A 5,273-nucleotide genomic window follows, 5' to 3' on the forward strand; every position below is an offset into this window, starting at 1 on the left:
CCGCTGGGCCGCCCGCAGGCCCTCGGGCAGCGCGCACACGGTGGCGGGCGCGACCCGCAGCGGGTCGTCGGCGACCGGGAACCGGCTGCGCAGCCGCACCGCGTCGATGCTCGCCTTCCCGCACAGTCCGCACGAACTGGTCGTGTAGAAGGCGCGGGCGTCCTGGGCCGTGGGCGCCGGGACGCCGGCGGCTAGCGTCACGTCGAGCACGTTGTAGGTGGGCCGGCCGTCGGCGTCGAGCGCGCCGTCCCGGCTCACGCAGTAGCGCATCGCCGCCACGTCCGCGCCGGAGGCGATCAGGCCCTCGCCGAGGAGGAAGCCCACGGCGAGGTCCATGTCGTCGCCGGGGGTGCGCATCGTCACCGCCAGCGGCCGGCCGCCGACGCGGATCTCCAGCGGCTCCTCCCCCGCGACCGTGTCGGGACGGACCGCCGTCACCACCCCGGCCCGCACCCGGGTGACGGGGCGCCGGGCGCTGGCCCGGCCCATCAGCCGTCCCCGCGCCGCGGCGACGGCGACGGCGACGTCGGTTCGAGCCGGACGACCAGCGACTTCGACGTCGGCGTGTTACTGCCCGCCGCCGTCGAGTCGAGTGGGACCAGCACGTTCGTCTCCGGAAAGTAGGCGGCGGCGCAACCGCGGGCGGTCGGGAACGCCACCGCCCGGAAGCTCTCCGCCCGCCGGGTCGTCCCGTCGGTCCACACGCTGACCAGGTCGACGTGGGTCCCATCGGCGATGGCCCGCTCGGCGAGGTCCTCCGGGTGGACGAACACGACCCGGCGCCCGCCGCGCACCCCTCGGTAACGGTCGTCGAGACCGTAGATCGTGGTGTTGTACTGGTCGTGGCTGCGCATGGTCTGCAGCAGCAGATGGCCCGGCGGCACCCGCGGGACGTCGCAGTCGTTCACCGTGAACGCCGCCCGGCCACTCGCCGTCGGGAAGGTGCGGCTGTCGCGCGGCGGGTGCGGCAGCGCGAACCCGCCGGGCGCGCCGAGGCGGTCCTCGAAGTCCTCGAAGCCGGGCACGACCCGGGAGATGTGCCCGCGCACGCGCCGGTAGTCGGCGGCGAGCCCGGCCCAGTCCACCCGCGCCAGCGCGCTGTCCGCGCCGGCGGGTGCCGCCGTCAGGGTCGCCGCGGCGAGGCCGCAGACGATCGCCACCTCGGAACGTAGCGCCGGACCGGCCGGCGCCAGCGTCCCCCGGGAGGCATGCACCATGCCCATCGAATCCTCGACGGTGACCTGCTGGCGCCCGCCAGCCTGCTCGTCGACCTCGGTGCGGCCAAGCGTCGGGAGGATCAGCGCCGCCTCGCCGGTCACCGCGTGTGACCGATTGAGGGTCGTCGACACCTGCACCGTCAGCCGGCAGGCGCGCATCGCCGCCTCGGTCACCGCCGAATCCGGGCTCGCGGCGACGAAGTTCCCGCCCATCCCGAGGAACACCTTCACCCGCCCGTCGCGCATCGCCCGGATCGTGTCGACGACGTCATGACCGTGCTGGCGCGGCGGGTCGAAGCCGAACTCGGCGCCGAGGGCGTCCAGGAACGCCGTGGTCGGCCGCTCCCAGATGCCCATCGTCCGGTCCCCCTGGACGTTCGAGTGCCCGCGCACCGGGCACACCCCGGCGCCGGGGCGGCCGATGTTGCCGCGCATCAGCAGGACGTTGACGACCTCCTGGATCGTCGCGACGGCGCCCGCGTGCTGGGTCAGGCCCATCGCCCAGCACACGACGACCCGCTCGGCGGCGAGCATCCGCCGGGCCAGCTCGTCGATCTCCGCCGCCGCCAGGCCGGTGACGGCGGCGATCTCGTCGTCGCCGAGATGGGTCCGCACGTGCTCGGCGAACGCGTCGAAACCGGTGCTGTGCGCGTCGATGAAGTCGTGGTCGAGGACGGTGCCGGGGGCCGCGTCCTCCGCGTCGAGCAGCCGGCGGGCCAGCCCCTGGAACAGCGCAAGGTCACCGCCGAGGCGGATCTGCAGGAACTGGTCGGCGAGCGGGGTGCCGCGCCCGAGCAGGCCGCGGGCGTTCTGCGGGTTACGGAACCGCAGCAGCGCCGCCTCGGGCAGCGGGTTGACCGCGACGATACTGCCGCCGGCGCGCTTGACCCGTTCCAGCGAGCTGAGCATCCGCGGATGGTTCGTGCCGGGGTTCTGCCCGACGACGAGCACCAGGTCGGCGGCCTCCAGGTCGGCGAGGGTCACCGAGCCCTTGCCGACCCCGATCGTCGCCGTCAGCGCCGTGCCGGAGGACTCGTGGCACAGGTTCGAGCAGTCCGGCAGGTTGTTCGTGCCGAGCATGCGGACGAACAGCTGGTAGACGAACGCCGCCTCGTTGCTGGTGCGCCCAGAGGTGTAGAACGCGGCCTCCTCCGGGCTCGCGAGCGCGGTCAGCTCCGCGGCGACGAGCCGGAACGCCTCGTCCCAGCCGACCGGGGTGTAGTGCGTGGCGCCCGGCGACCGGTACATCGGTTCGACGATGCGCCCCTGACGGCCCAGCCAGTGCCCGGAGCGCCCGGCGAGGTCGGTCAGCGAATGCTCGGCGAAAAATGCCGGCGTCACGCGCGCCCGGGTGGCCTCCTCGGCGACCGCCTTCGCCCCGTTCTCGCAGAACTCGGCGACAGAGCGCTCCCCCGGCGGCTCGGGCCAGGCACAGCCCGGGCAGTCGAACCCGTGGTCCTGGTTGACCAGGCGCAGTGTGCGCAGCGACCGCCGCGGCCCCATCCGCTCGAACGCCTGGGCCATCGCGTGCCCGACCCCGGGCAGCCCCGCCGCCGACCGGGCCGGCGCCCCGACCCGCGCATCGGCGTCGTCAGGTCCCTCGTCGTGCCGATCAGCTCCGCCGCGCATGCTCTCCACCATCCCCGCGATCGGCACCGGAGGCCACCGTCATCGCTCGGGTCGGTTCACCGGATGGTCCCGTGCACGCCACGCTCCGGACGTCGGCACCATCCCGGAGCAGGTGCACCTCGGCTGGGGCGAGGAGCCGGCGACGTCGGTGGCGGTCTCCTGGGTGTCACACTGCCTACGTCTCCAGGGTGGACACCGCGGCGGCCCGTCGGCGCCTACGCGAACCTGACGCCCGCCCAGCAGCCGGCGGTGTGGCGCGACTTCGGTGTCATCGTCGCCCGCTCGACGGCGAACCGGCCGTGGATGCCGGCGCTGGGCAACCCATCTCCGCATCCGCCGCCCACCTCCGAATCCAGTTAGGCTCGCCGGGTGGAGCTGCGTGAGGTGATGCGGACCGCCGGTGCCGTGCGTGAGTTCACCGCCGAGCCCGTCGCCGACGAGGTGCTCGCCGCAGTGCTGGAGGCGGCGCGGTTCGCCCCGAGCGGCGGCAACCAGCAGCCGTGGGTGGTGATCGTGCTGCGCGATCCCGAGCTGCGCCGGCAGGTGCGCGACCTGGTCCAGCTCGGCTGGCGGGAGTACATGGCGCAACTGCACGCGGGCGTGCGGCCCTTCGCGCCCGGGCCGGACGGGCAGTGGCACGGCGCCGCGATCGATCTCGACGAGGCCGCCCGCACCCCGGCGCCCAGCGCCTTCATCGACGACTTCGACCAGGTGCCCGTGCTGCTCGTCCTCGCCGTGCGGCTCACCGCACTCGCGGTCACCGATGTGGAGCTGGCGCGGCAGAGCGTCGTCGGCGGCGCGTCGATCTACCCGTTCGCCCAGAACGTCCTGCTCGCCGCCCGCGACGTCGGCCTCGGCGGGACGCTGACCACCTTCCTCGCCCGCCGCGAACCCGAGGCGGCGCGGCTGCTGCGGATCCCGGCCGACCATGGCGTCGCCGCCGTCCTCGCGCTCGGCCACCCCGTTCGGACCGTGCGGCGCCTGGGTCGCGAACCGGTGAGCGCGTTCGCCCGCGTCGACACCTTCGACGGGCCGGCCTTCGGCCAGTCCTGACCCGTCGGCCGACGAACGCCGTAAGCCGGACGAAAGACGTAGATCGTCTCGAAAGCCATTGCCGGCAACGGAAATGACGAGACAACGCGCGACAACCGTTCCGTGACCTACATTCCTGGTCGCGGCGGCACGATTCGCCTATCGTCAGGCTCGTCGAATCACGACAGTGGATCCGACCCGTTGAGCTCCTACTTCCTGGCAACGCGGCACCACCGCGGCCAGCGCGGCGGGAATGCTATCGCGATGCCCACCGCCCTACCGAAAACATTCTTTGAGGGTTTTCGGCGACGAATGCCAGGGAAACGCCCCGGCGGGCGGGCGTTCCAACGGCGTCGCGCGCAGAAGGGAAACGCTCAGGTGGCCATGGAAAACGGGGGGCTCGTCAGCGGCGGAACGGGCGGTGGCTCGCACACGCACGCAGCGCCGAGCCGGCGCAGGGCAATCGGCGCCGCGGCCACCGCGGCGGCATCGGCAGGCCCGGTTCCCGTAGGCCCGGTTCCCGCGGGCCCGGTTCCCGCGGGCGCGGGAGCGGCCGGGTCCGCCGTGGTCGTATCGGTCGCCGCGGGCACGGGTGCGCTCACGCCTCACTCCTCAGAAGTCCGGAGACCTCGCCGCACAGGGCGGCGAACTCGGGCTGGTAGCGCAGCTCTGGCGAGCGCGGATAGTCGAACGGGACGGCCAGGTCCGCCTTCACCCGCCCGGGCCGCCCGCTCATCACCACCACCCGGGTGGACAGGAACACCGCCTCGGCCACCGAATGGGTGATGAACAGCGCGGCGAAGCGGCGCAGCATGAACATCCGCAGCAGCTCGTCGTTGAGCCGTTCCCGGGTGATCTCGTCCAGGGCGCCGAACGGCTCGTCGAACAGGAAGATCGACGGGTCGAGCACCAGTGAACGGGCGAGCGACGTACGCATCCGCATGCCGCCGGAGAGCTCGTGCGGCAGGTGCTTCTCGAACCCGCTCAGCCCGACCAGGCCGATCGCCTCGCCGACACGGCGGATCCGCTCGGGCTTGTCCAGGTGCTCCAGTTCCGCGAGCAGCCCCACGTTCGCCGCGACGTTGCGCCACGGCAGCAGCGTCGCGTCCTGAAAGACGTAGCCGACGTGGCGCGAGGCGACGTCCACGGTTCCGCCGGTGGCGTCGTCGAGGCCGCTGGCGATCCGCAGCAGCGTGCTCTTCCCACAGCCCGACGGTCCGACGACGGAGACGAACTCGCCGGGGCGGACCGTCAGGTCGGTGTCGAGGAGCGCGACCGTGCCGTCGCGGAACTGCTTGCGCACCCCGGCGAAGCGCAGCGCGCTGCGCCCGCTGCTCGGCGGCGGGCACTGGGACACCCACGACGCGCTGTCCGCCCGCGCCCTCGCGGTGGCGC

At 73.5% G+C, this 5,273-nt stretch carries 4 protein-coding genes; 1 reads left to right on the forward strand and 3 read right to left on the reverse strand.

The window, feature by feature from the left end; all coding sequences use genetic code 11:
- Both MXD58_RS19205 and MXD58_RS19210 read right to left on the reverse strand, forming a co-directional pair.
- A partial coding sequence (locus MXD58_RS19205) for a formate dehydrogenase accessory sulfurtransferase FdhD (protein ID WP_250609675.1) occupies positions 1–489 on the reverse strand: 489 nt, incomplete at its 3' end.
- Positions 489–2,846 (reverse strand): FdhF/YdeP family oxidoreductase, encoded by a 2,358-nt coding sequence (locus MXD58_RS19210; RefSeq protein WP_248838007.1) that lies wholly within the window; start codon positions 2,844–2,846, stop codon positions 489–491. The genes MXD58_RS19205 and MXD58_RS19210, both read right to left, overlap by 1 nt.
- A 369-nt stretch (positions 2,847–3,215) precedes the next feature.
- On the opposite strand from MXD58_RS19210, the gene MXD58_RS19215 reads away from it, so the two are divergent.
- Positions 3,216–3,899: a nitroreductase family protein gene (locus MXD58_RS19215; RefSeq protein WP_248837948.1), complete on the forward strand. Its 684-nt coding sequence runs from the start codon at positions 3,216–3,218 to the stop codon at positions 3,897–3,899.
- 577 nt (positions 3,900–4,476) lie between these two features.
- Here MXD58_RS19215 and MXD58_RS19220 read toward each other — a convergent pair.
- The gene (locus tag MXD58_RS19220; RefSeq protein ID WP_250609676.1) at positions 4,477–5,235 is read right to left on the reverse strand and encodes an ABC transporter ATP-binding protein; all 759 of its coding nucleotides are present in this window, start codon (positions 5,233–5,235) and stop codon (positions 4,477–4,479) included.
- Between the last annotated feature and the right edge of the window lie 38 nt (positions 5,236–5,273).

Origin of the sequence: Frankia sp. AgKG'84/4 (genome assembly GCF_023242965.2) — a bacterium.
In the GTDB taxonomy this organism is placed as follows: domain Bacteria; phylum Actinomycetota; class Actinomycetes; order Frankiales; family Frankiaceae; genus Frankia.